Source organism: Streptomyces sp. CNT372 (assembly GCF_000377145.1).
In genome coordinates this window covers 84,127-106,935 of the sequence record NZ_KB897783.1, presented here as the reverse complement: position 1 = coordinate 106,935, position 22,809 = coordinate 84,127, and the positions used below count along the sequence as shown (strand labels likewise).

At 72.2% G+C, this 22,809-nt stretch carries 23 protein-coding genes; 14 read left to right on the top strand and 9 right to left on the bottom strand.

The genetic code is table 11. The annotated features are described in order from the left end of the window. Positions 1–160: 160 nt before the first annotated feature. The 9 genes from C593_RS0117585 (at position 161) to C593_RS0117545 (ending at position 7,278) form a co-directional block, all read left to right on the top strand. The gene (locus tag C593_RS0117585) at positions 161–916 is read left to right on the top strand and encodes a helix-turn-helix transcriptional regulator (protein ID WP_018848619.1); all 756 of its coding nucleotides are present in this window, start codon (positions 161–163) and stop codon (positions 914–916) included. Further along, a complete protein-coding gene (sufB, locus tag C593_RS0117580) occupies positions 913–2,334 on the top strand; it encodes a Fe-S cluster assembly protein SufB (RefSeq protein ID WP_018848618.1) in 1,422 nt (473 codons plus the stop codon). The genes C593_RS0117585 and sufB overlap by 4 nt, the downstream gene beginning before the upstream one ends. A 67-nt stretch (positions 2,335–2,401) precedes the next feature. Then, on the top strand, positions 2,402–3,583 hold the full coding sequence (gene sufD / locus C593_RS0117575) for a Fe-S cluster assembly protein SufD (protein ID WP_018848617.1): 1,182 nt from the start codon (positions 2,402–2,404) through the stop codon (positions 3,581–3,583). Next, entirely contained in the window at positions 3,583–3,900 is a 318-nt protein-coding gene (locus C593_RS0117570) for a non-heme iron oxygenase ferredoxin subunit (protein WP_018848616.1), read from the top strand. The genes sufD and C593_RS0117570 overlap by 1 nt, the downstream gene beginning before the upstream one ends. A 7-nt stretch (positions 3,901–3,907) precedes the next feature. Further along, on the top strand, positions 3,908–4,672 hold the full coding sequence (gene sufC / locus C593_RS0117565; RefSeq protein WP_018848615.1) for a Fe-S cluster assembly ATPase SufC: 765 nt from the start codon (positions 3,908–3,910) through the stop codon (positions 4,670–4,672). Beyond that, entirely contained in the window at positions 4,669–5,937 is a 1,269-nt protein-coding gene (locus tag C593_RS0117560) for a cysteine desulfurase (protein WP_018848614.1), read from the top strand. The genes sufC and C593_RS0117560 overlap by 4 nt, the downstream gene beginning before the upstream one ends. A gap of 14 nt (positions 5,938–5,951) precedes the next feature. Further along, on the top strand, positions 5,952–6,467 hold the full coding sequence (gene sufU, locus C593_RS0117555) for a Fe-S cluster assembly sulfur transfer protein SufU (protein ID WP_026277794.1): 516 nt from the start codon (positions 5,952–5,954) through the stop codon (positions 6,465–6,467). Beyond that, positions 6,464–6,802 (top strand): metal-sulfur cluster assembly factor, encoded by a 339-nt coding sequence (locus C593_RS0117550; RefSeq protein ID WP_018848612.1) that lies wholly within the window; start codon positions 6,464–6,466, stop codon positions 6,800–6,802. The genes sufU and C593_RS0117550 overlap by 4 nt, the downstream gene beginning before the upstream one ends. Positions 6,803–6,912: 110 nt before the next feature. After that, on the top strand, positions 6,913–7,278 hold the full coding sequence (locus tag C593_RS0117545) for a VOC family protein (RefSeq protein WP_018848611.1): 366 nt from the start codon (positions 6,913–6,915) through the stop codon (positions 7,276–7,278). A gap of 46 nt (positions 7,279–7,324) precedes the next feature. On the opposite strand, the gene C593_RS0117540 is transcribed toward C593_RS0117545, so the two are convergent. Together C593_RS0117540 and C593_RS32570 are read right to left on the bottom strand one after the other, a co-directional pair. Further along, the gene (locus tag C593_RS0117540; RefSeq protein ID WP_486591147.1) at positions 7,325–8,725 is read right to left on the bottom strand and encodes a PucR family transcriptional regulator; all 1,401 of its coding nucleotides are present in this window, start codon (positions 8,723–8,725) and stop codon (positions 7,325–7,327) included. A 179-nt stretch (positions 8,726–8,904) separates the two neighbouring features. Next, positions 8,905–10,062 carry a DUF7847 domain-containing protein gene (locus tag C593_RS32570; protein WP_018848609.1) on the bottom strand — a complete coding sequence of 386 codons (1,158 nt, stop codon included), beginning with the start codon at positions 10,060–10,062 and terminating at the stop codon, positions 8,905–8,907. 186 nt (positions 10,063–10,248) lie between these two features. Here C593_RS32570 and dapD point away from each other — a divergent pair, with 186 nt between their 5' ends. The 3 genes from dapD (at position 10,249) to C593_RS0117520 (ending at position 12,596) form a co-directional block, all read left to right on the top strand. Then, complete coding sequence (dapD, locus tag C593_RS0117530) at positions 10,249–11,250, top strand: 2,3,4,5-tetrahydropyridine-2,6-dicarboxylate N-succinyltransferase (RefSeq protein WP_018848608.1); 1,002 nt, start codon at positions 10,249–10,251, stop codon at positions 11,248–11,250. A 362-nt stretch (positions 11,251–11,612) separates the two neighbouring features. After that, positions 11,613–12,170: a YcxB family protein gene (locus C593_RS0117525; protein ID WP_018848607.1), complete on the top strand. Its 558-nt coding sequence runs from the start codon at positions 11,613–11,615 to the stop codon at positions 12,168–12,170. A gap of 198 nt (positions 12,171–12,368) precedes the next feature. After that, the gene (locus tag C593_RS0117520; RefSeq protein WP_018848606.1) at positions 12,369–12,596 is read left to right on the top strand and encodes a hypothetical protein; all 228 of its coding nucleotides are present in this window, start codon (positions 12,369–12,371) and stop codon (positions 12,594–12,596) included. 19 nt (positions 12,597–12,615) lie between these two features. Here C593_RS0117520 and dapA read toward each other — a convergent pair whose 3' ends face one another. Together dapA and C593_RS0117510 are read right to left on the bottom strand one after the other, a co-directional pair. Next, positions 12,616–13,542 carry a 4-hydroxy-tetrahydrodipicolinate synthase gene (gene dapA / locus C593_RS0117515; RefSeq protein ID WP_018848605.1) on the bottom strand — a complete coding sequence of 309 codons (927 nt, stop codon included), beginning with the start codon at positions 13,540–13,542 and terminating at the stop codon, positions 12,616–12,618. 165 nt (positions 13,543–13,707) lie between these two features. Next, positions 13,708–15,576 (bottom strand): hypothetical protein, encoded by a 1,869-nt coding sequence (locus C593_RS0117510; protein ID WP_018848604.1) that lies wholly within the window; start codon positions 15,574–15,576, stop codon positions 13,708–13,710. A 300-nt stretch (positions 15,577–15,876) separates the two neighbouring features. On the opposite strand from C593_RS0117510, the gene C593_RS0117505 reads away from it, so the two are divergent. Then, entirely contained in the window at positions 15,877–17,400 is a 1,524-nt protein-coding gene (locus C593_RS0117505; RefSeq protein ID WP_026277793.1) for a hypothetical protein, read from the top strand. 165 nt (positions 17,401–17,565) lie between these two features. Further along, a complete protein-coding gene (locus C593_RS0117500; protein WP_018848602.1) occupies positions 17,566–17,796 on the top strand; it encodes a hypothetical protein in 231 nt (76 codons plus the stop codon). Between the two features lie 96 nt (positions 17,797–17,892). On the opposite strand, the gene C593_RS0117495 is transcribed toward C593_RS0117500, so the two are convergent. The 5 genes from C593_RS0117495 to C593_RS29940 all read right to left on the bottom strand — a co-directional run bounded on the left by C593_RS0117495 (position 17,893) and on the right by C593_RS29940 (position 22,752). Further along, on the bottom strand, positions 17,893–19,104 hold the full coding sequence (locus C593_RS0117495) for a TerD family protein (RefSeq protein WP_199790054.1): 1,212 nt from the start codon (positions 19,102–19,104) through the stop codon (positions 17,893–17,895). A 168-nt stretch (positions 19,105–19,272) separates the two neighbouring features. Beyond that, entirely contained in the window at positions 19,273–19,491 is a 219-nt protein-coding gene (locus C593_RS0117490; RefSeq protein WP_018848600.1) for a hypothetical protein, read from the bottom strand. 71 nt (positions 19,492–19,562) lie between these two features. Continuing rightward, a complete protein-coding gene (locus tag C593_RS0117485) occupies positions 19,563–20,384 on the bottom strand; it encodes an NAD-dependent epimerase/dehydratase family protein (RefSeq protein WP_018848599.1) in 822 nt (273 codons plus the stop codon). A gap of 183 nt (positions 20,385–20,567) precedes the next feature. Continuing rightward, entirely contained in the window at positions 20,568–22,013 is a 1,446-nt protein-coding gene (locus tag C593_RS0117480) for a peptidoglycan D,D-transpeptidase FtsI family protein (RefSeq protein WP_018848598.1), read from the bottom strand. Positions 22,014–22,077: 64 nt separating this feature from the next. Further along, positions 22,078–22,752: a response regulator transcription factor gene (locus C593_RS29940; protein WP_018848597.1), complete on the bottom strand. Its 675-nt coding sequence runs from the start codon at positions 22,750–22,752 to the stop codon at positions 22,078–22,080. Positions 22,753–22,809: the final 57 nt, after the last annotated feature.

The following is a 22,809-nucleotide window of genomic DNA, read 5'->3' as shown; positions in this document are numbered from 1 at the left end:
TCCCGGAGGGGCTCCCGGGGCCCTTGTCGCGCCTGGCCGGGGCGGCCCCGGGGTTATCGTTTCCGCAGGTCAGTTTAGGTATGCCTAAGTGATGCACGGCACCGTGCGGTGATCGCTTCGCGGCTTGTCAGTCCCCGAGGAATTACGCAACAATGGCGTTGTGAAAAACGTCGGCGAGCCCCTTCAGGCGGAACTCGCGGCGGGGATGCGGTCGGATCACCCGACCCGCAACCGCGTCGCGCGCTCCATCCTGGACCACGGCCCGTCCACCGTCGCCGACCTCGCCGGCCGTCTCGGTCTCACCCAGGCCGCCGTCCGGCGCCACCTGGACTCCCTCGTCTCCGAGAACGTCGTGGAGGCCCGTGAGCAGCGGGTCTACGGCGCCCGCACCCGGGGCCGCCCCGCCAAGGTGTTCGCCCTCACCGACTGCGGCCGGGACGCCTTCGACCAGTCGTACGACGCACTGGCCGTGGACGCACTCCGCTGGATCGAGGAGAACGCCGGCGGTGAGGCGGCCGTCGCGGCCTTCGCCCGGGACCGGATGGAGGGGCAGGGCGAGCGCTACCGCGCCGCCGTCGAGGCCGCCGCGCCCGAGGACCGGGCCGACGCCCTCGCCAAGGCCCTGAGCGCCGACGGGTACGCTGCTACGGCCCGGACCGCGCCCGTCGGTGAGCAGCTCTGCCAGCATCACTGCCCGGTCGCCCACGCGGCGGAGAAGTACCCACAGCTCTGCGAGGCGGAGACCGAGTTCTTCTCGAGACTCCTCGGGACACACGTCCAGCGCCTCGCCACCATCGCGCACGGCGACGGGGTGTGCACCACCTTCATCCCGCGCAGCTCGCCCCCGGGCGGCGGCGCCGCACAGACCACCACACCACCAGCATCCGCCAGCAAGGCCGGGAGGAACCCCGCATGACTCTCCCCACGGAGACTGCCCACCCCGAACTCGAGGGCCTGGGTAAGTACGAATTCGGCTGGGCCGACTCCGACGCGGCCGGCGCCGCGGCCAAGCGCGGCCTCTCCGAGGACGTCGTCCGCGACATCTCCGCGAAGAAGAACGAACCGGAGTGGATGCTGAAGCTGCGGCTCAAGGGTCTGCGCCTGTTCGACAAGAAGCCCATGCCGAGCTGGGGCTCCGACCTCTCCGGCATCGACTTCGACAACATCAAGTACTTCGTGCGCTCCACCGAGGCGCAGGCCGCCTCCTGGGAGGACCTGCCCGAGGACATCAAGAACACCTACGACAAGCTCGGCATCCCCGAGGCGGAGAAGCAGCGCCTCGTCGCCGGTGTCGCCGCCCAGTACGAGTCCGAGGTCGTCTACCACCAGATCCGCGAGGACCTGGAGGCGCAGGGCGTCATCTTCCTCGACACCGACACCGCGCTGAAGGAGCACCCGGAGCTCTTCCAGGAGTACTTCGGCACGGTCATCCCGGTCGGCGACAACAAGTTCGCCTCCCTGAACACCGCCGTGTGGTCCGGCGGCTCGTTCATCTACGTGCCCAAGGGCGTCCACGTGGACATCCCGCTCCAGGCCTACTTCCGCATCAACACGGAGAACATGGGCCAGTTCGAGCGGACGCTGATCATCGTCGACGAGGACGCCTACGTCCACTACGTCGAGGGCTGCACCGCCCCGATCTACTCCTCGGACTCGCTGCACAGCGCCGTGGTCGAGATCATCGTCAAGAAGGGCGGCCGCTGCCGCTACACGACCATCCAGAACTGGTCGAACAACGTCTACAACCTGGTCACCAAGCGCGCGGTCGCCTACGAGGGCGCCACCATGGAGTGGGTCGACGGCAACATCGGCTCCAAGGTGACGATGAAGTACCCGGCCGTCTACCTCATGGGCGAGCACGCCAAGGGCGAGACCCTGTCCATCGCCTTCGCGGGCGAGGGCCAGCACCAGGACGCCGGCGCCAAGATGGTCCACATGGCCCCCAACACCTCGTCGAACATCGTCTCCAAGTCGGTGGCGCGCGGCGGCGGCCGGACCTCCTACCGCGGTCTGATCGAGATCGGCGAGGGCGCCCCCGGCGCCAAGTCCAACGTGCTGTGCGACGCGCTGCTCGTGGACACCATCTCCCGGTCCGACACCTACCCCTACGTCGACGTCCGCGAGGACGACGTCTCCATGGGCCACGAGGCCACCGTCTCCAAGGTCTCCGAGGACCAGCTCTTCTACCTGATGAGCCGCGGCCTCTCCGAGGACGAGGCGATGGCGATGATCGTGCGCGGCTTCGTCGAGCCGATCGCCAAGGAGCTCCCCATGGAGTACGCCCTGGAGCTCAACCGGCTGATCGAGCTGCAGATGGAGGGTTCGGTCGGCTGACGCCGGCCGTCCCCCGCCACCCGCACTTCTCACGCAGTTCACGCAGGAAGAGAGCAAGACGACAGCCATGGCTGAGGCTCAGAATGTCCCGGTGGGCTCCACCACCGCCGGTTCGATCGCGGTCGCCGCAGAGTCGACCGTCGCCACCCGTATGAGTGCGCCCCCGTCCTTCGACGTGGCGGACTTCCCGGTCCCGCACGGCCGCGAGGAGGAGTGGCGCTTCACTCCGCTGGAGCGGCTGCGCGGGCTGCACGACGGCACCGCCGTCGCCACCGGTTCGGGCGTCAAGATCGCGATCGAGGCGCCCGAGGGCGTCAGCGTCGAGACCGTCGGCCGCGAGGACCCGCGGCTGCGCACGGCCGGCACCCCCGTCGACCGGGTGGCCGCCCAGGCGTTCTCCGCCTTCGAGCAGGCGTCCGTGGTCACCGTGCCCAAGGAGACCGTGCTCACCGAGCCGGTCCGCATCACGGTCCACGGCGAGGGCGGCACCGCCTTCGGGCACCAGGTGATCGAACTCGGCGCCTTCGCCGAGGCGGTCGTCGTCATCGACCACACCGGTGACGCCGTCCTCGCCGCCAACGTGGACTACGTCCTCGGCGACGGCGCCAAGCTCACCGTCGTCTCCGTCCAGGACTGGGACGACAAGGCCGTGCACGTCGGCCAGCACAACGCCCTCGTCGGCCGGGACGCCTCCTTCAAGTCGGTCGTCGTCACCTTCGGCGGCGACGTCGTCCGCCTCCACCCGCGGGTCGCCTACGCGGGCACCGGCGGCGAGGCCGAGCTGTTCGGGCTGTACTTCACCGACCGGGCCCAGCACCAGGAGCACCGCCTCCTCGTCGACCACAACACCCCGCACTGCAAGTCCAACGTGGTCTACAAGGGCGCCCTCCAGGGCGACGACGCCCACGCCGTGTGGATCGGCGACGTCCTGATCCGGGTCGCCGCCGAGGGCACCGACACCTACGAGATGAACCGCAACCTCGTCCTCACGGACGGCGCGCGGGTCGACTCGGTGCCCAACCTGGAGATCGAGACCGGCGAGATCGCCGGCGCCGGCCACGCCTCCGCCACCGGCCGCTTCGACGACGAGCAGCTCTTCTACCTGATGGCCCGCGGCATCCCGGAGGCCGAGGCCCGCCGCCTCGTCGTCCGCGGCTTCTTCGCCGAGCTGGTCCAGCAGATCGGTCTGCCCGACGTGGAGGAGCGCCTCATCGCCAAGATCGAGGCCGAGCTGGAGGCGTCGGTCTGATGGCCTTCGTCAAAGCCTGTGCGCTGAGCGAGCTGGAGGAGGACACCCCCAAGCGGGTGGAACTCGACGGCACGCCGGTGTCCGTGGTCCGCACCGAGGGGGAGGTGTTCGCCATCAACGACATCTGCTCGCACGCGAACGTGTCCCTCTCCGAGGGCGAGGTCGACGACTGCGCCATCGAGTGCTGGCTGCACGGCTCGGCCTTCGACCTGCGCACCGGCAAGCCGTCCGGCCTTCCCGCGACGCGCCCCGTCCCCGTATACCCCGTAAAGATCGAAGGGGACGATGTGCTCGTCTCCGTCACCCAGGAGTCCTGAGTCACCCATGGCAACGCTTGAAATCCGCGACCTGCACGTCTCCGTCGAAGCCGACAACGCTTCCCGGGAGATCCTCAAGGGCGTCGACCTGACCGTGAAGCAGGGCGAGACCCACGCCATCATGGGCCCCAACGGCTCCGGCAAGTCGACCCTCGCGTACTCCCTCGCGGGCCACCCCAAGTACACGATCACGGGCGGCACCGTCACCCTCGACGGCGAGGACGTCCTGGAGATGTCCGTCGACGAGCGCGCCCGCGCCGGTCTCTTCCTCGCCATGCAGTACCCGGTCGAGGTCCCCGGCGTCTCGGTCTCCAACTTCCTGCGCACCTCCGCCACCGCGATCCGCGGCGAGGCCCCCAAGCTGCGCACCTGGGTGAAGGAGGTCAAGGAGGCCATGCAGCGCCTCAACATGGACCCCTCCTTCGCCGAGCGGAACGTCAACGAGGGCTTCTCCGGCGGTGAGAAGAAGCGCCACGAGATCCTCCAGCTCGAACTGCTCAAGCCGAAGATCGCGGTCCTCGACGAGACCGACTCCGGTCTGGACGTCGACGCCCTGCGCATCGTCTCCGAGGGCGTCAACCGCGTCCGCGAGAGCGGCGAGGTCGGCACCCTGCTGATCACCCACTACACGCGCATCCTGCGCTACATCAAGCCGGACCACGTCCACGTCTTCGCCGGCGGCAAGATCGTCGAGTCGGGCGGCCCCGAGCTCGCCGACAAGCTGGAGGCCGAGGGCTACGAGGCGTACACCAAGGGAGGAGTCACCGCGTGACTGACGCCCATCAGGGGCTCACCGGCCTCCTGGACACCGAGGCGATCCGCAAGGACTTCCCGGTCCTGGACCGGATGCTCCACGACGGCAAGAAGCTCGTCTACCTGGACAACGCGGCGACCTCGCAGAAGCCGCGCCAGGTCCTCGACGCGCTCAGCGCCTACTACGAGCGGCACAACGCCAACGTCCACCGCGGCGTGCACGTCCTCGCCGAGGAGGCCACCGCGCTGTACGAGGGCGCCCGCGACAAGGTCGCCGCTTTCGTCAACGCGCCCAGCCGCGACGAGGTGATCTTCACCAAGAACGCCTCCGAGTCGCTGAACCTCGTGGCCAACATGCTCGGCTGGGCCGAGGAGCCCTACCGGGTGGACCGCGAGACCGAGATCGTCATCACGGAGATGGAGCACCACTCCAACATCGTGCCGTGGCAGCTGCTCGCGCAGCGCACCGGCGCGAAGCTGAAGTGGTTCGGCCTCACCGACGACGGCCGCCTCGACCTGTCCGGCATCGAGGAGACCATCACGGAGAAGACGAAGATCGTCTCCTTCACGCTGGTCTCCAACATCATGGGCACCGTCAACCCGGTCGAGGCGATCGTCCGCCGCGCCCAGGACGTCGGCGCGCTGGTGCTGATCGACGCCTCGCAGGCCGCCCCGCACATGGTGCTGGACGTGCAGGCCCTCCAGGCCGACTTCGTGGCCTTCACCGGCCACAAGATGTGCGGCCCGACCGGCATCGGCGTGCTGTGGGGCCGGCAGGAACTCCTGGAGGACCTGCCTCCGTTCCTCGGCGGCGGCGAGATGATCGAGACCGTCTCGATGCACTCCTCCACCTACGCCCCCGCGCCGCACAAGTTCGAGGCGGGCACGCCCCCGATCGCGCAGGCCGTCGGCCTCGGCGCGGCCGTGGACTACCTGTCCTCGATCGGCATGGAGAACATCGCCCGGCACGAGCACGCCATCACCGAGTACGCGGTGCGGCGCCTGCTGGAGGTCCCCGACCTGCGCATCATCGGCCCCACCACGGCCGAGGACCGCGGCGCGGCGATCTCCTTCACGCTCGGCGACATCCACCCGCACGACGTGGGCCAGGTCCTCGACGAGCAGGGCATCGCGGTGCGCGTCGGCCACCACTGCGCGCGGCCGGTCTGCCTGCGGTACGGAATTCCTGCGACCACGCGGGCGTCGTTCTATCTGTACTCCACGCCGGCGGAGGTCGACGCCCTCGTCGACGGCCTGGAGCACGTCCGTAACTTCTTCGGATGAGGGGCTGACGACGCGTGAAGCTGGATTCGATGTACCAGGACGTCATCCTGGACCACTACAAGCACCCGCACGGTCGGGGCTTGCGGGACGGTGACGCCGAGGTGCACCACGTCAACCCGACGTGCGGCGACGAGATCACGCTCCGCGTGAAGTACGAGGGCTCGCGCATCGCGGACGTGTCGTACGAGGGCCAGGGCTGTTCCATCAGCCAGGCCAGCGCGTCCGTCCTGAACGAGCTGCTGGTCGGCAAGGAGCTGGCCGAGGCGCAGAGGATCCAGGGCACCTTCCTGGAGCTGATGCAGTCCAAGGGCCAGATCGAGCCCGACGACGCGATGGAGGAGGTGCTGGAGGACGCGGTCGCGTTCGCCGGCGTCTCCAAGTACCCCGCGCGGGTGAAGTGCGCGCTGCTGAGCTGGATGGCGTGGAAGGACGCGACCGCCCAGGCGCTGGGCGACTCCGCCGGCGCGGCCGGTGCCGCCGGTTCTTCCGGTGCCGCCGACGCCGCCGACGCCGAGAGGAAGACGGCATGAGCGAGAACGAGACCGTGACGACCAAGCCCGCCTCCGAGGAGGAGGTCCGCGAGGCGCTGTACGACGTCGTCGACCCCGAGCTGGGCATCGACGTCGTCAACCTCGGGCTGATCTACGGCATCCACATCGACGAGTCCAACGTCGCGACTCTGGACATGACACTGACGTCGGCGGCCTGTCCGCTGACCGACGTGATCGAGGACCAGGCGAAGGCCGCGACCGACGGCATCGTCAACGAGCTGAAGATCAACTGGGTCTGGATGCCGCCGTGGGGCCCGGACAAGATCACGGACGACGGGCGCGAGCAGCTGCGCGCGCTGGGCTTCAACGTCTGAGCGGTCTTCAACGTCTGAACGATCTTCGGCGTCTGAGCGATCTTCGGCGACGCGCGTGAGGACGCGGGTCGCCCGGTGACGGCCATGGCCTCCAGTGCAGACTGGCGGCCATGGCCGTTTCGCTGTACCAGATCTCCGTCGACTGTCACGACCCCGCCCGGCTCGCCCGCTTCTGGTGCGACGTCCTGGACTGGCGCGTCCTCTTCGAGGGCCCGGAGGAAGTCGTCATCGGCGCGGCCCCGGACGCCCTGCCGGGCATGGTCTTCCTCCCCGTCCCGGAGACCAAGGAGATCAAGAACCGCATCCACCTCGACCTGACCCCCGACGACCGCGACGCCGAGGTCGCCCGCATCCTCGCCCTGGGAGCCCGCCGGGTGGACGTGGGCCAGGGCGAGGAGGCGACCTGGGTGGTCCTGGCGGACCCGGAGGGGAACGAGTTCTGCGTGCTGAGGCCGAAGCGGACGCTGCTGGACTGAGTGCTGTCGGGCGCGGGGCGCCTGCCCCGGGGCCGCGCCGACGCGGTCAGGCCGTGCGGCGGTCCTGTGCCGGGGCCCTCGTGGGCCGGGCCGCGGCCCGGCCCTGGACCGCGGCCCGGTTCTGGTCCCGATCGCGGCCTTGGTGCCGAGCCCTGTCCTGGTGCGGGAGCAGGCCGGGCGCCACGGAGGCGGCGCGTGCGTCGTAGGCGCTGAGGGCCGCGCGGACGCGGACGACGTCGGTACCGGAGGTGGCGTCCAGGCCGGTGGCGTCGGCCGCGCGGCGGAGGCGGTAGTCGACCGTGTTCGGGTGGACGCGCAGGCGCTCCGCCGTGAGCTGGCGGCTCAGCCCGCACTGGAGGAACGTCCGCAGGGTGGCGAGGAGTTCGGGCCGGTCCGCGAGCGGGCCCATCAGGTCGGCGAGGGCGTCGCGGGCCGGGCCCGGCTGCATGAGCTGGTACTCCAGGAGGACGTCGGAGAGCCGGTGGACACCCGGGCCCCGGCCGGAGGCGATCGCCACCCGGCGGATGTCCTGGGCCAGCCGCGCGGCCCCCGGCACATCCTCCGGGGCGGCCGCGGCGGCCCCCGCCACGATCTCCACCCCGGCGACCCGGCTCATGTGCGAGACCGCCGCCGAAAGCCGCTCCCAGTCCGCGTGAGCCGGCTCGCCGGGCCGCGCGCCGCGGTGCGGGACCAGGGCGATGCCGCCGCCGCTGTCCAGCGAGGAGAGCACGGTCCCGTCCCCGTGCCGTTCCAGCTCGACCCGCAGCCGGCGCAGCTTCCGCTTGGCGGCGATCACCGGGCTCACCCCGTCGGCCGTCTCGTCCGGATGGCTGCCGACGGCGAGGGCGAGCACCAGATAGCCGGACGGCAGGTCGAAGCCCCACTGGCGTGCCCGGGTCCGTACGTCCCCGCCCTCCAGCAGGGCGCTCAGCACGGCCTGCCGCACCGACTGCTCCTCGCCCGCCACCGCCGTGCGCTCCGCGAAGTAGCCCTCCACGACCGTCGCGGTCATCTGCTCCACGAAACGCAGCACCAGCAACCCGACCTGCTGCACCGCCGCCATGTCCGCGGGCGTCGCGTGCGGCAGCATGCGCTCCAGACACTCCTGCGCGCCGACGTGGTACGCCCGGATCACCGCCGCCGCCTGGATGCCCTCCTCGGCGCGCTTGGCGGCGGACTGGCGCAGCACCTGGAGCTGCGCCTCGTCGGGGAGTTCGCCCGTGCGCAGGATCGCGACGAAGGCGCGGATGCCCTGCTCGATGACCCGGCGGACCTCGCTGCGCAGCTGCTCGGAGGGGAGGGTGCCGTATACGGGCACATGGCCGACGAGCCGGTCGAGGACGGCGGAGGAGAGGTCGGGCAGGGCCGCCGCCAGCCGCTTGTGGAGCGGGACACCGCCGAAGGAGAGCGGTGTACTGCCCGCGCCGTCCACGCTGCCACCGTCCACGCGCTCACCCCCACGGTGCGGCACCATCGGCGCCTCCGACCTTACTTCCGGGTAACCTCCCGGTTACCAAGGTCGCCGCAGCGGCACGGAGTGTCAAGCGCTGGCCCATGCTCGTGTGTCGGCTCCGGCGGCGGGTTCGGTTCCGGCCGGGTGCCCGGCCGCCGTGGCGGTGGTCGCCGTCAGGGCGCGGGAGCGTACGGCGGGGCCCCTGGAGTCCCCGGCGTTCCCGGAGTTCCCGGCGGGGACTGCCCTGCCGCCGCCGCTGCCTCGGCGAGCGCCGGCGCCAGGTTCTCCTTCCGGAACCGCGCGTCCATGTAGAGCAGTCCGAGCACCAGCTGCGGGAACGCGGCGGTCAGGATCTGCGAGACCAGGGCCGCGAGCATCATGATCACCATCATCGCGACCATGAAGACCGCGAACGCGCCGCGGTCGAAGGAGTCCCCGGTCGCACTCAGCGGACCCGGGACCAGGCTCAGCATCTGGAACGGGAGCTGGATGACGTACGCCGCCACCATGGCGATCAGCCAGGCCAGCAGCGAGATGCCGAAGACCCGCCACCAGGCCCCCCGCACCAACTGCGCGGACCGCCTGAGCGAGTCGACCGCGCCCCGGCCCTCGATCACGGCGACGGCGGGCGCGAAGGAGAAGCGCACCCACAGCCAGATCGCGAGGGGCCCGGTCGCCAGCCCGCCCAGCAGGCCGACGAGGAACAGCCAGCCCCAGCCGAAGGTGTCGTTGTCGGCCGCGGCGACGAACCACAGGACGACGGAGGCGAACACCGCCGTCATCAGCACCACCGGCACCGCGACGACGAGCGCGACGAGAAGCTGCGACCCCAGCACCGCCCACACCCTGGGCCGCACCCGGTGCCACACCGAACGCAGCGTGGACGGCACACCCAGGACCGCGTCCTGGAGAACCGCGGGGCAGCTCCCGTACACCAGGGCGTTCGCCAGCAGCAGCGCCAGCGCGCCCACGACGTACACCGCGCCGAAGGCGGTGACGAGGGTCAGGATGTCGCCGAGGAGGACATCGGCCGGAGGCCGGCTCCCGGCGCGCGTCCGCTCCTCGAGAGCCTCGAAGGTGTCCGCGAACACGAGGAAGGCCGCGACCACCAGCAGCAGGAACAGCACCGCCGCCGCGCCGTAGACCAGGGCCGCGAAGCCGAGGAGCTGCTTCCAGTGGCGTCCGATCGTGGTGAAGGCGCCGCCCAGGATGTCACCGAGGCCGAGCGGCGCCAGCGGTATCACGCCGGGCTTCGCCGGCGCGGGCGGCGGCATCCAGCCGCCTCCCCAGCCGTACGGGGGGCCGGGGTGGGGCGGGTGCGGGTAGGTCATGTCGGGTCCCCCTGTTGGTGCGTTTCCCTGATGCGTGCGGAGGACGGGGCCGTGCGCTGCCCGGTCGGACTCCGGCGAACAAGGTAGCCCCCGGGCCGGACACTCCCCGGCGAGGGGCCCCGAGGACACGACCGCGAGGTGAGACCGGTTCGCCCGTGCCCGGTCCGGCCCGTTAGGTTTCCTGTCATGACTGACTCGCCCGACAGCACCACCGCTCAGCGCACCACCGGCGCCGTGGCCGCCGGTCTCGCCACGATCACGTCCGAGGGCGTCGTCCTCGACACCTGGTACCCCGCCCCCGCGCTCACCGCCGAGCCCGGCCCGGCCGGCACCGAACGGCTCACCGCCGAGCGGGCCGCCGAACTCCTCGGCGCGGGCGCGGCCAAGGCCGTCGGCCCGGACGCCCGCCGGGGCGTCGAGGTCGTCGCCGTCCGCACGGTGATCGCCTCCCTGGACGACAAGCCCCTCGACGCGCACGACGCCTATCTGCGCCTCCACCTGCTCTCGCACCGGCTGGTCAAGCCGCACGGGCAGAACCTGGACGGGCTCTTCGGCCTGCTCGCCAACGTCGCCTGGACCAGCCTCGGCCCGGTCGCCGTGGACCAGCTGGAGACCGTCCGCCTCAACGCGCGCGCCGAGGGCCTGCACCTCCAGGTCACCTCGGTCGACAAGTTCCCCCGCATGACGGACTACGTGGCCCCCAAGGGCGTCCGCATCGCCGACGCGGACCGCGTCCGCCTGGGCGCGCACCTGGCCGAGGGCACCACGGTCATGCACGAGGGCTTCGTCAACTTCAACGCGGGCACCCTGGGCACCTCCATGGTCGAGGGCCGCATCTCCGCGGGCGTCGTCGTCGGCGACGGCTCGGACATCGGCGGCGGCGCCTCCACCATGGGCACCCTCTCCGGCGGCGGCAACGTCCGCATCGAGATCGGCGAGCGCTGCCTGGTAGGCGCGGAGGCGGGCGTGGGCATCGCCCTCGGCGACGAGTGCGTCGTCGAGGCCGGCCTGTACGTCACGGCCGGCACCCGCGTCACCCTCCCGGACGGCCAGGTCGTCAAGGCCCGCGAGCTGAACGGCGCGAGCAACATCCTCTTCCGCCGCAACTCGGTCACGGGCACGGTGGAGGCCCGGCCGAACAACGCGGTGTGGGGCGGGCTGAACGAGATCCTGCACAGCCACAACTGACGACGGCGCGGCCGCGCTTGGCGGCCGCCGCCGCATCGACCGACGCCCCTACCTGCCGCTGAGCCGCCGGCGGCGGGTCGGGGGTGGTTGAGGTGGAGCGCCCTTCCACCGCCCGGAGACGGGCCGGGGAGGGCGCTCGTGTGCGAGCGCCCTCCTGGATTCACCCGGCGGCCGGCAGGTCTGAGATCGCCCCAACAGGGTGGCAGGCCCCGGGTGGCGCGGTCCGAGTGATCAGCGATCGTCAACCGGTCCGTACACGGGTGAGCCGGTGCGGACTCGGCGGGCAGCGCGCCCTCGGACCACTTCTACGGAGTCCGGGTCCGGTCGAGGCGGTCCGCCGGAGGTCGATAGGATCCCGCCCCATGGACGACGAGGAACGGGAGGCGGCGGCACAGGTGCCGGCCGGTGTCGAACTGGCCTACCTGCCGACCCGGGCCGACCTTGCCGAGGCGTTGCACGCACGCTCCGGCTCCTCCGCGTACTGGTGGCGTCTTCCCTTGATCGCCGGGGTGGCCACGGCGGCCGTTCTCGTGCTTCTTCTGACCTTTGCGGCACCCAAGGGCGTCACCGTCCTGGTGGCCGTAGCCTTGTTCCCGGTTCTCGGAAGCCTCGTGGGCGGGTGGGTGAACCAGGTGCACCGGGTACGTCAGATGACCAGGTACGCGCGTTCCCAGGGCGAGTGCACCATGCGGGCGGACGGCGACGGCATACAGGCCGCCACTGCACTGGTGGAGACCGCGATCCCGTGGGCGTCGTTCCGCCACTACATGGAGACGGCGAACCTCTTCGTCCTGGTCATCGACGACACGGTGGGCGGAATGGCGCTGCTGCCGAAGCGCGGTCTGCGCGACGGAGCGGACATCGACGGGATGCGTGCGATCGTCGCGCGGCATCTCGACCCCCGTCCTCCCAGCGGCTGATCAGGCCCTTGCCGCACGCGCCCGGGCCGGCGGACGTTCACCAGCGGATGCGCGCCCCCGGCGACCGCGCGGGGGGCGCGTACCGGAACGGCGCGCGCCTGTGGCCGGATCGGGTGACGGATCGTGACCTCGGGAAGGTCCGGGCGGATAGTCCGGTGGGCACAGGGTCCTACGAACGGGAAAGAGGAGGGGTCCGGGATGGGGAACACGAAGAGGGCGCTCGGCCGGGTGGTGGCGGGCGTCGTGCTGGGGGTGCTGCTCGCGGGCGGGGCGGGCGGTGGGGTCGCGTGGGCGGACGAGACGCACGACCGGTCGCACAACGGGTTCGCGGTCACGCTGCTGAAGACCGGGCAGATCGACGACCCCCTGGAGGACGTGCTGGAGCACGCCTCGATCCTGGGTGGCAGCAACAGCACCCAGGAGTAGGGGCGGTCCACAGCGGTCGTCAGGGCAGCAGGGCGCGGTACGCGGCGAGGAGGCGGGCGGTCGTGCCGGCATCCGCCGGGAGGAGGGGCTCGCGGACCGGGCCCGAGGGGTGGCCGAGGGCGCCCAGAAGGGTCTTCGCGGTCACCGTGCCCGGCAGGCCGGCGTACATCATCGGCTCGACCAGCGGCAGGAGCACGGCGTTCCGCTCCCGCGCGCCCGCCGTGTCGCCCGCGTCGAAGGCGTCGAGGACGCCCCGGAGCAGACGGGGCACGACGTTGGCGACGGTGGAGACGAAGCCCGCACCGCCGATCGCGTACAGGGGCAGGTTCAGTTCCTCTGCGCCCGAGTAGTACGCCAGCGGGGAACCCGCGGCGACCCGCGCGCTGCCCAGCAGGTCGAAGGAGCAGTCCTTCACCGCGACGATCCGCGGGTGCTCCGCGAGCCGCAGCAGAGTGGCCGGCTCGATCCGGACGCCGGTGCGGACCGGGATGTCGTAGAGCATCAGCGGGATCCCGACCGCGTCCGCCACGCGCCGGAAGTGGGCCTCGACGGCGGCCTGCGGCGGGCGGCTGTAGTAGGGGCTCACCACGAGCAGCCCGTCCGCGCCCGACTTCTCTGCCGCGCGGGCCAGTTCGACGGTGTGCCGGGTGTCCGCCGTGCCGACGCCCGCGACCAGGGCGGCCCTCTCGCCGACCGCCTCGGACACGGCCCGGACCAGGGCCGCCTTCTCGGCGTCCGAGGTGGTCGGCGACTCGCCCGTGGTACCGGAGAGAACGAGGCCGTCGCAGCCCTCGTCCACCAGGTGCGCGGCGAGCCGCTGGGCGCCGTCGAGGTCCAGGGCGCCGTCGGGGGTGAACGGGGTGACCATCGCGCACAGGGCCCGTCCGAACGGACGCGGGGGGCCGGACGGCGAGGAGGAGGGCGACGGGGAGGAGAACGTGGGCATGGGGCAAGTTTCGCGGGCGGCCGCGCCCGGGACCAGCGAGGAAAACTGAGGATGACCGTGAAGCAGCACTGATGAGTCGGAGGGGACGGGAGGGAAGGGCGAAGCCCCGGGCCGTGGGACGGCGCCGGGGCTTCGGAGAGAGCCGGGGCTTCGGGGAGAAGGGGGCTACGGCCGGAAGCGCAGCACCTGCGGGTCGTGGTCGCTGTTCTGCTGGGCGAACTCCGCGTTGATGTGCACGCTGTCGTAGGTGAAGTCGTCGATCGCCGGGCTGGTCAGGATCTGGTCCAGGACCTGGCTGTTGCCGTCGTAGACGTAGGAGTAGCGCTCGCCGCGCGGCAGGGAGGTGATCGCCGCGCGCAGGGCGCCGCCCGCGGTGAGGGCCTTGGTCGTGCCGGAGAACTCGAAGTCGTTGATGTCGCCGACGACCAGGACCCGCGCCCGGCGGTCCGTCTTCAGGACCTCCTTCACGAAGGTGTTGACGGACTGCGCCTGCAGCAGCCGCTGCGCCTCGGAGGAACGGTTCGGCGGCTGGTGGTGGGAGACCAGGGACTCGTCACCGCCCTTGGAGCCGAAGTGGTTGGCGATGACGACGACCGGCTTGCCGCGGAAGCTGAACTCGCCGGCCAGTGGCTTGCGGCTGCTCTCCCAGGCCGCGTTCGCCGGGTCGATCCGGCCCGGCGAGTGGGTGAGGGCCGCGCGGCCGCGCTCGCGGACCACGCCCGTGGCGGTCGTCGCGTCGCCGGCGCCCCGGTCGGTGAAGGAGACCCGCTCCGGGTTGAACAGGAACACCTGGCGGATGTTGCCGCCGGGCTGGCCGCCGTCCTTGTTGTTCTCCGGGTCCACCAAGCGCCACTCGTACGCCGGGCCGCCCGCCGCCTTGATCGCGTCCGTGAACTTCGTGATCGTCTGCCCGGCCGAGACCGTGCCGTCGTTCTTCGCGCCGTTGTCGTCCTGGATCTCCTTCAGGGCGAGGATGTCGGGCGAGGCGAGGTTCTCCACCACGCCCTTCGCCAGCGCGTCGAACTTCTCCTGCGGGTCGGACGGGTCCAGGTTCTCCACGTTGTACGTGGCCACGGCCAGTTCGCCGGAACGCTGCGGGCGGGTGCGCTCGCGCTCCAGGCCGCGGTCCCAGACCGTGCCGAGGGTCCGGGCGGCCAGGGTGTAGCCGCCGTACTGGTTGAAGTCGAGCGGGCCCTCGGAGGCGCCCACGAGGACGTCGCCGACGTTCGCGGACGGGAAGGGCTTCTCGGCGAGCGGGGTCAGCGACTGGACCTTGAGGCGGCCGGTGTTCTGCGCCGCGTACGAGCCGTAGACCGTGCCGCCGCGGCGGTTGTCGTTCTCCCACGGCTTGACCGTGACCCACAGCTCCGCGTGCGCGTTGGTCGCCCCCACCACGCGGGAGGTCCGGATCCGGATGTTGGTGCCCTCCAGGGACTCGTAGTAGTCCAGGGCGTAGGAACGCGGGCGCAGGGCGAGGCCGTTGATGCTGCCGCCGTTCGCCGGGTCGCCCTCCGGGGTGTACGCGGCGGGCACGGTCCAGCCCGAGACGGTGACCGGGGCGGGCACCTTGTTGCCCTGGGAGAGGACGGTCACGGTCGGCTTGGCTATCTGGGTCAGCGACTGGTTGCCGGACGCCGCACCGCCCGGGACGTACTCGCCGACGGTGCCCGAGACCAGCACGCTGTCGCCGACCGCCACGGTCGGCACCGAGCCGGTGTAGACGAAAACGCCCTCGCTGGTGGCCGGGTTGCCGTCGCCGTGCGGGTCCTGGAACCAGAAGCCCCGCGAGCCGTAGGTCCGCACGCCCGTGACGATGCCGGGGACGTCGGCGACCTGCTGCCCCACCAGCGGGGAGAGCCGGGTCGTGCCCTGGATGTCGTGGATCCTGACCTCGCCGGCGGTGGCGGTGGTCCCGGGGGTCTCGGGGGTCTCGGCGGCGCTCGCGCCGGTGGAAGCCGCGAGCAGGCCCGCGGCCAGGGCGGCGACGACGACGGCCGCGACGGCGGACGTTCTCGGGAGGACGGAGGAAGACATCGAGCAACTCCGGGATGAGGGTGAGGGGTGGCGCCGTCCCGGCTGGTCGTGCACAGGACAGCTCTACGCGCGTCAATCTCTTGGCTGGACCGCCCACTTGTCAAGGGTGGTCGGGTGTACGCGGTCCCACGGGCCGGTGAACACCCGCGCCACGGCCCCGGAAGGGCCCGCGGGATGCACCGGCGCGCGGCGGGAGGGGGCGGGATGCGTCTAGGCTGGGATGCCGCCCGGCCCACGAGGCCGTGTCGGTACGTCCGTGAGGCCGCCGGTATGTCCGTACGCGCGGAGGAGAACCGCCAGATGCCAGATGACCGCCCCACCCTTCCTCCGGCCCTGCTGCATTCGGATGCGGAGCTGGCGCGGGCGGCGCTCGCCGCGCCGCTGCTGTCCCGCGCGGTGCGGCTGGCCCGCTGGGCGGGACCGCACACCCGGGTCGGCGCGGGGGGCGAGCTCGTGGACGAGCAACTCGCCGACGCCGCACGGGAGCTGGGGCTTCCGGCGGGGGAGGACGACGACGGCCCCGCGTACGCGAGCGAGGCTTGGCGGGTGGCGGTCGACACCGGGCTGGTGGAGGTCGGCGACCCCGCCGACGAGGGTGACGGCGACGGTGACCGCGAGGACGGGACGGCGGAGGCCGGGTCGGGGAGCGCCGTCGCCGGCGGGAACCTCGCGCTGGTCACCCAGGGCTCGCCCCAGGACGTCCTCGGCCTCTGGCTCGACGCCCTCGACGTGGTCCTCGCGGACGCCGAGGCGCCCGTCGTCGACGACCTCCAGGCGCTGGTGGGGGAGGACGGCGAGATCGACTTCGACGCACTCGACTGGGACCCCGAGGCCGAGGCCGAGTTCCTGGAGGGCGTGCTCGGCAACCTGTACCTGCTCACCGTCTCCGAGGGCGGCGCGGGCGAGGTGCCCGTACCCCTGCCGGTGCTCGCCGCCTCCGTGGTCGTCCCCGAGGACATGGGAGAGCCGACGGACGAGGTGCTGGAGGAGGTCTCCGACGCGATGATGCGCCTGGACGACCAGTTCCGGCTGCTGGAGCCCATCGGCCTGGTCGAGTACCGGCCCGTCGACGAGTCCCTGATGACCGAGGAGACGGCCGAGGAGGACGAGGCCGGGGCGGGTGGCCCCCCGGCGCGGGAGGAGGTCTCGGAGGACGACGTCGCCCGCTACGGCCTGGTCCGGCTGACCCCCCTCGGCCTCTACGGCATCCGTGCCCGGATGCTGGAGGCGGGGGTGGACGCCCCGGCCGTCGGCGACCTCGCGGACAAGGGCGCCGACGTTCTCCTCGACGGGCTCGTCCGCTGCCCCGACCCGGCCGCCCGCGCCGAGACCGAGCTGTGGCTCGCCCCGCGCGACCCGGCCGCCGCAGCCCGGGACCTGCTCGCCGCGGCCCGGGGCGCGGACCGGGGAGCCCCGCTGCGCAGGCTCCACTGCCAGCAGGCGCTCGCTCTCGTCGGACCGCTCGCCGAGCCCGCCGTGCGGGAGGTGCTGGAGGACCCCGAACTGGGCGGTCTGGCCCGGGTCTGGCTCGCGGAGCGCGGCGCGGCCGACGTCCCGCCGCCGCCCGAGTCGATGATCTTCTGGCTGGCCGTGGACACGATCGCCGCGCAACTGGACGCGGACGGCGAGGTCGACGAACTCCAGGACCTGATCGAGGGCCTGGTCGGCCAGCACAGCGGCTTCTTCGACGCGGCGTGGCGGGTCGGGCACCCGGCGACGGCGGACGTGCTGGAGGCGATGGGCCGGCTCCACCGGGACAAGGGGCTGGCCAAGGAGGCGCGCAAGGCGGCCTTCAAGGCGCGCTCGCACGGGCCCGCTTCCTGAAGGGTGTCGCGGAAGGCCCTGGAGAGCCCCTCGCGCCCGCCGCGGTCACGAGGGGGTCACGGGGGCGTCACGGTGCTGCGCGGGACCCCTGGAACGCCGGGGTCGCGCGAAGCCCGGAAGCCACGGCCGTGACTTCCGGGCTCCGGAAGGCGCATACTCGCCTCAATGACCATGTCAGCCGGATCCCGGCGCCAACTGGCCACCAGTCCCTTCAACCGTCCCGCCCCCGAAGCGCCCCCCGTCGAGCTCTACGCGGTGGGTGACCGGGTCTCGCACGATCAGTTCGGCCTCGGCCGCGTCCTCGCGGTGGAGGGAGACAACGCCGCGGTGCTCGTCGACTTCGCGAGCCGTCACGGCCGCATCGTCAATCCCTTCACCAAGCTCACCAAGCTCTGAAGCGGTCTCGGACCCGGCAGGGTTTCCGGGACCGGCAGGGTTCCGAACGGTCCCCGGGGCGGACGTCACCGACGCCCGCCCCGGGGACCGGCCGTTTCAGAGTGCCTGGGCGGCCGGCTTGACCATGCCGCGCACGGTGCGGGACTTCACGAAGTCGCCCATGGCGGTCATCTCCCACTCGCCGGAGAACTGCCGGATCAGCTTGGCCATCATCACGCCGGTCTGCGGCTCCGCCGAGGTCAGGTCGAAGCGGACCAGTTCCTCGCCCGTCGCGGCGTCCAGCAGGCGGCAGTACGCCTTGGCCACCTCGGTGAACTTCTGCCCGGAGAAGGAGTTGACGGTGAAGACCAGGCCCGTCGCGTCCGCGGGCAGCCGGCCGAGGTCCACGACGATCGTCTCGTCGTCGCCCGCGCCCTCACCGGTGAGGTTGTCGCCGGAGTGCTTGATCGCGCCGCCGAGGATGGACAGCTTCCCGAAGTAGCAGCTGTCCAGGTGGTTGCGCTGGGGGCCGTACGCGATGACGGAGGCGTCCAGGTCGATGTCCTTGCCCCGGTACGCGGGCTCCCAGCCGAGGCCCATCTTGACCTGGGAGAGCAGCGGGCGGCCGCCCTTGACCAGGGAGACGGTCTGGTTCTTCCGGAGGTTGACCCGGCCCTTGTCGAGGTTGATCTTCCCGGCGCCGGGCGCGGGGGCGGCGGGCGCCTGCGGGGCGGCCGCCGGAGGCGGGGGTGCGGCGGCGAGGCGCGGGTCGGCCACCGGGGGAGCGGGCGGCGCGGCCGGGGTCGCGGGGGCGGCGGCCGCGGGCTCCTCGTCGACGGAGACGCCGAAGTCGGTGGCGATGCCCGCCAGCCCGTTCGCGTACCCCTGGCCGACGGCACGGGCCTTCCAGGCGCCGTTGCGGCGGTAGACCTCGATGACGACCAGGGCCGTCTCGGTGCCGAGGCGCGGCGGGGTGAAGGTGGCGAGGGTGGTGCCGTCGTCGGCGTCGCGGACGGTGGCGGTCGGTTCGACGCCCTGGAAGGTCTGTCCCGCCGCGTCCGGGCTCGCCGTGACGACGATCTTCTCGATGGCGGGCGGCAGGGCGGTGGTGTCCACCACGATCGCGTCGGGCGCGGTGCCGCCACCGGAGCGGTAGGTCACTCCGGGGCCCTGCGGCTGGTTGTAGAAGATGAAGTCGTCGTCGGAGCGCACCTTGCCGTCGGCGGTGAGCAGCAGGCCCGAAACGTCGAGCCGCACCGGGGCGGCGACGTCGACCGCCACGCGCGCGGCGGTGAGAGGGATGTTCGAGCCGGGGGTCATAGCTGTCATGCCAGACGTAACGAGCGAGTCCGCTTTACCGTTCCCTTACCCTTCGCCGGGCTTCGCAGGGCTTCGCCGGGCCCCTTGTCCGGTTGTCCGGCCCGGGCGGCGGCCCCTGCGAAGGCGCTCGGTGCGGCGGCGGGGGTGGGTGCGGCGTGTGCGGCGGGGGCGGGCAGGTCAGCGGTTGCGCGGGTGGTTCCGTGCCGTCCGCTCGTTGCCGAAGCGGTAGGCGCCCGTCCAGCGCGCCATCACGAGCTGCGCGTCCCCCGACTCGGCCTGTGCGAGGAACTTCGCCGCGCGGTCGCCCCGCAGGGTGCCGGCGGCGCGGCCGCGGTGGGTGATGACGACCGTGCCGTCACCTCGCTGCTCGTAGCTGAATCCGGAAGGTCTGGCCATGGCCGCCATCCTGGTCCGCCCGGCCGCCCGCCCGCATCCGGTTTTCCCCGCCCCGAAGCGCGACGGCGGTGCTACGGCCGGCGCGGCGGGTCCGTGGTGAACGGCCCGCCCACACGGGCGTGCTCCGGGTTGTCCGGGTCGAGTTCACCGTGCTCGGCGAGGAGCTTCTCCGCGTACTGCTCGGAGTCGTCCTGCGGTTCGTAGCCGAGGGCGCGGGCGCTGGAGAGGTCCCACCAGAGCCGCGTGTTCGCCGAGGAGCCGTAGACCACGCTGTGGCCGACGCCCTCGGCGGTCAGGGCCGCGTCGAAGAGCCGGGCCGCGTCGCCGGGGCTCAGCCAGGTCGACAGCATCCGGACCGAGGTCGGCTCCATGAGGCAGGAACCGATCCGCACCGAGACGGTCTCCAGCCCGTGCCGGTCCCAGTAGAGCTGGGCCAGGTCCTCGCCGAAGCACTTGGACAGGCCGTAGTAGGTGTCCGGGCGGCGACGGGTCTCGACGGGGATGAGGTCGGCGGGGGCGACCGGCACCGGCCCGGCCGGGCGGGGGACGAAGCCCACGGTGTGGTTGCTGGAGGCGAACACGATCCGGGGCACGCCCTCCGCCCGCGCCGCCTCGTAGAGGTTGTGGGTGCCCACGATGTTGGCCGCGAGGATCTTCTCGAACGACGACTCCAGGGAGACCGCGGCGAGGTGGACGATCGCGTCCACGCCCCGGACCGCCTCCCGCAGCGCCTCCGTGTCCGCGAGATCGGCCGTGACCGCGTCCGGTTCGCCCGCCGGCGGGACGGCGTCGAAGAGGCGGAGGGTGTAGCCGTACGCGGGCAGCAGCCCGCGCATCAGCGTGCCCACTCCGCCGGCGGCGCCGGTGAGCAGGACGGTACGGGGTGCCGGCATGGGTACTCCTCGCTCCTCGCGGCCGGTCGGGCGGGCGGTCGGGCCCGTGAACCCCGGCTACCCGCCGGGGCGGCCGGCGATCCCCGATCCACCGCGTCAAGTGTCGTGCGGCGAGGGCGGGTCGGGGGCCGGAACGCCGATCCGCTCCCGCCGGCTCCCGTGACGCGGGGCAGCCCAGGGACGCTACCGCAGCGCGGCGCGCATCATCTTCTCCGCGACCGGGGCCGCCAGGCCGTTGCCGCTCACCTCCGAGCGCGCCGCGCCCGAGTCCTGGATCACCACGGCCACCGCGACCCGCTTCCCGCTCGCCGGGTCGTGCGCGTAGGAGGTGAACCAGGCGTACGGCGTACGGCTGTTGTTCTCCCCGTGCTGGGCGGTGCCCGTCTTCCCGCCGACCTCGGCGCCGTCGATCCGGGCGTTGGAACCGGTGCCCTCCTCCACCACGGTGACCATCGCGCTGCGCAGCTCCTCGGCGACCGAGGAGGACACGATCCGGTGCGAACCCCGGCCCGGGGACTCCAGAGTGTCCCCGTCCGAGTCCACCACCTCGGACACCAGGTGCGGATCCGCCATGACCCCGTCGTTCGCCAGGGCGGCCGACACCATGGCCATCTGGAGCGGGGTGGCGGTCACGTCGAACTGGCCGATCCCGCTCAGCGCCGTCTGGGCCTCGTCCATCCCGGTCGGGTAGACGCTCGGGTACGCCCGCACCGGGACGTCCTGCTCCGTGTCGTTGAAGCCGAACTTCTCGGCCGTCTCCCGGACCGTGTCCTGGCCCAGGTCCACGGCGAGCTTGCCGAAGACGTTGTTGCACGAGTACTGGAGCGCGGTGCGGATCGAGGCGTTCTCGCAGGGCGCGGACGGGTTCTCGTTCGGCAGGTCCCGGGTGGAGCCGGGCAGGCGGTACGGGACCGGGCTGTCGGTCCGCTCGTCGACCGAGCCGTACAGCCCCTCCTCCAGCGCCGCCGCCGCGACCACCAGCTTGAACGTGGAGCCCGGCGGCAGCGGCTGGCGCAGCGCCCGGTTCACCAGCGGCTTGTTCGGGTCGTCCAGCAGCTTCCGCCACGCCTCCCCGTCCGAGACCCCGCTGATCGCCGACGGGTCGTAGGACGGCGTGCTCACCAGGCCGAGGATCTCGCCGGTCGCCGGGTCGATCGCGACCGCCGCGCCCTTGGTGTCGCCGAGCGCCTCGAAGCCCGCCTGCTGTACCGCCGGGTCGACGGTGGTCAGCACGTCGCCGGGCTTCTGGCGCTCTCCGGTCAGCACGTTCAGCGGGTTCTTCAGCCGGTCGTCGGTGCCGTCGAGGACATCGGCGTAGATCCCCTCCAACTGGGTGGATCCGAACGCCTGCGAGCTGTAGCCGGTCACCGGCGCGTACAGCGGCCCGTCGGTGTAGTCCCGCTGGTACGCGAGATCACCGCTCTCGGTCCGCACCGAACCGGTGACGGGGGACCCGCCCACGACGATGTCCCCCAGCGGCTGCGCGTACCGCTCGACGACGTTGCGGTGGTTGTACTTGCTGTCGGCCAGGGCCTTGGCGTCGTACGCCTGGAGCCAGGTCGCGCGCACCAGGAGCGCGAACACCAGCAGCAGGGTGAAGACGGAGGCCCTTCTGATCGTCTTGTTCATCCCGCCCTGAGGACGAGCGTGGAGGGCCGGATCGTTCCGTCCCGCGGCTTTTCTCAGGTTCTTCTCAGGCGCGTCCTCCGCGCCCCTGCTGTGCGCGGGCGGGGACGAAGCCCGACTCGTAGGCCGCGATCACCGCCTGGGTGCGGTCCCGCGCGCCGGTCTTCGCCAGGACGGCCGCGACATGCGACTTGACGGTCGCCGGACCGACCTCCATCCGCTCCGCGATCTCCGTGTTGCTCAGGCCCCGGGCCATCAGGCGCAGCACCTCCGCCTCGCGGCCGGTCAGCCGCGCTGCCCAGGCGGGCGCGGCGGCGGCCGGGCGGGGAGCGTGCTCGGCGGCGAGCGCGCGCACCGCGGCCGGGAACAGCAGGGAGTCGCTGCGCGCGACCAGCCGCACGGCCTGCACCAGCTCCTCGGCGGCGGCCCGCTTCAGCAGGAAGCCCGCCGCGCCGGCGCGCAGCGCGTCGTACACATAGGAGTCGTTCTCGAAGGTGGTCACGACCACGATCCGGGGCGGGTCGTCCAGGGTGGCGAGGATCTGCTCGGTGGCCCGGATGCCGTCGGTCTCGGGCATCCGCACGTCCATCAGCACCACATCCGGCCGCAGGGCGCGCACCACCGAGACCGCCTCCGCGCCCGTCGCGGCCTCGCCCACCACGGCGAGGCCCGGCTCGGCGTCCAGGATCACCCGCAGGGCCGTGCGCACCATCCGCTCGTCGTCGGCGAGCACGATCCGCACGGGCGCGGTCCCGTCCGTGGGCCAGGGCCCGCTCGCGGAGGCGGCCCCGGGTCGGGG

Excerpts from the sequence above, each read along its gene's own strand:
- C593_RS0117545 (WP_018848611.1), top strand. The coding sequence starts at position 6,913 with ATGGCCGTTTCGCTGTACCAGATCTCCGTCGACTGTCACGACCCCGCC.
- dapA (WP_018848605.1), bottom strand. The coding sequence starts at position 13,542 with ATGCCCACGTTCTCCTCCCCGTCGCCCTCCTCCTCGCCGTCCGGCCCC.
- sufD (WP_018848617.1), top strand. The coding sequence starts at position 2,402 with ATGGCTGAGGCTCAGAATGTCCCGGTGGGCTCCACCACCGCCGGTTCG.
- sufB (WP_018848618.1), top strand. The coding sequence starts at position 913 with ATGACTCTCCCCACGGAGACTGCCCACCCCGAACTCGAGGGCCTGGGT.
- C593_RS0117500 (WP_018848602.1), top strand. The coding sequence starts at position 17,566 with ATGACCATGTCAGCCGGATCCCGGCGCCAACTGGCCACCAGTCCCTTC.
- sufC (WP_018848615.1), top strand. The coding sequence starts at position 3,908 with ATGGCAACGCTTGAAATCCGCGACCTGCACGTCTCCGTCGAAGCCGAC.
- C593_RS0117570 (WP_018848616.1), top strand. The coding sequence starts at position 3,583 with ATGGCCTTCGTCAAAGCCTGTGCGCTGAGCGAGCTGGAGGAGGACACC.
- C593_RS0117485 (WP_018848599.1), bottom strand. The coding sequence starts at position 20,384 with ATGCCGGCACCCCGTACCGTCCTGCTCACCGGCGCCGCCGGCGGAGTG.
- C593_RS0117510 (WP_018848604.1), bottom strand. The coding sequence starts at position 15,576 with ATGTCTTCCTCCGTCCTCCCGAGAACGTCCGCCGTCGCGGCCGTCGTC.
- C593_RS32570 (WP_018848609.1), bottom strand. The coding sequence starts at position 10,062 with ATGACCTACCCGCACCCGCCCCACCCCGGCCCCCCGTACGGCTGGGGA.
- C593_RS0117495 (WP_199790054.1), bottom strand. The coding sequence starts at position 19,104 with ATGACAGCTATGACCCCCGGCTCGAACATCCCTCTCACCGCCGCGCGC.
- C593_RS0117490 (WP_018848600.1), bottom strand. The coding sequence starts at position 19,491 with ATGGCCAGACCTTCCGGATTCAGCTACGAGCAGCGAGGTGACGGCACG.
- C593_RS0117505 (WP_026277793.1), top strand. The coding sequence starts at position 15,877 with ATGCCAGATGACCGCCCCACCCTTCCTCCGGCCCTGCTGCATTCGGAT.
- C593_RS0117525 (WP_018848607.1), top strand. The coding sequence starts at position 11,613 with ATGGACGACGAGGAACGGGAGGCGGCGGCACAGGTGCCGGCCGGTGTC.
- C593_RS0117480 (WP_018848598.1), bottom strand. The coding sequence starts at position 22,013 with ATGAACAAGACGATCAGAAGGGCCTCCGTCTTCACCCTGCTGCTGGTG.
- dapD (WP_018848608.1), top strand. The coding sequence starts at position 10,249 with ATGACTGACTCGCCCGACAGCACCACCGCTCAGCGCACCACCGGCGCC.
- C593_RS0117520 (WP_018848606.1), top strand. The coding sequence starts at position 12,369 with ATGGGGAACACGAAGAGGGCGCTCGGCCGGGTGGTGGCGGGCGTCGTG.
- C593_RS0117550 (WP_018848612.1), top strand. The coding sequence starts at position 6,464 with ATGAGCGAGAACGAGACCGTGACGACCAAGCCCGCCTCCGAGGAGGAG.